This is a genomic window from Roseivirga sp. UBA1976 (genome assembly GCF_002336325.1).
GTDB lineage: Bacteria > Bacteroidota > Bacteroidia > Cytophagales > Cyclobacteriaceae > Roseivirga > Roseivirga thermotolerans.
Genome location: NZ_DDDQ01000052.1, coordinates 106,574 through 107,054, shown reverse-complemented (window position 1 = coordinate 107,054; position 481 = coordinate 106,574). Strand labels below are relative to the sequence as shown.

Below are 481 nucleotides of genomic sequence, written 5' to 3'. Positions count from 1 at the left end.
GGGTGAAGAAAACTACCGCTTCCACGACCATATTAACCTGGCGCACTACGCCAATGCAGCCACCGATGTGCAGTTCAACTTCCCAATGGGCTTTAAAGAGCTGGAAGGAATTCACTCAAGAACCGATTTCGACTTAAAAGCACACGAAGAGCACTCTGGTAAGAAGCTTCAGTTCTTCGACCCTGAGGAAAATAAATCTTATGTGCCTTATGTAATCGAGACATCGATTGGTTTGGATCGTATGTTCCTGGCCATTATGTCTGCGTCTTATACTGAAGAGACTTTGGAAGATGGTAGTGAAAGAACTGTATTGAAAATACCTGCGGCTTTGGCTCCTTATAAAGTGGCAGTACTTCCTTTGGTCAAGAAAGATGGGCTTCCTGAAAAAGCCAGAGAAATCCTATCAGACCTGCGGTACGACTTTAACTGTCAGTACGATGAGAAAGATGCTATCGGCAAGCGCTACAGAAGGCAAGATGCC

1 pseudogene is annotated in these 481 nt (G+C 45.1%); it reads left to right on the top strand.

What is annotated here, in order from left to right:
• A pseudogene (locus B3763_RS05970) lies at positions 1–481 on the top strand (glycine--tRNA ligase); the annotation flags it as partial.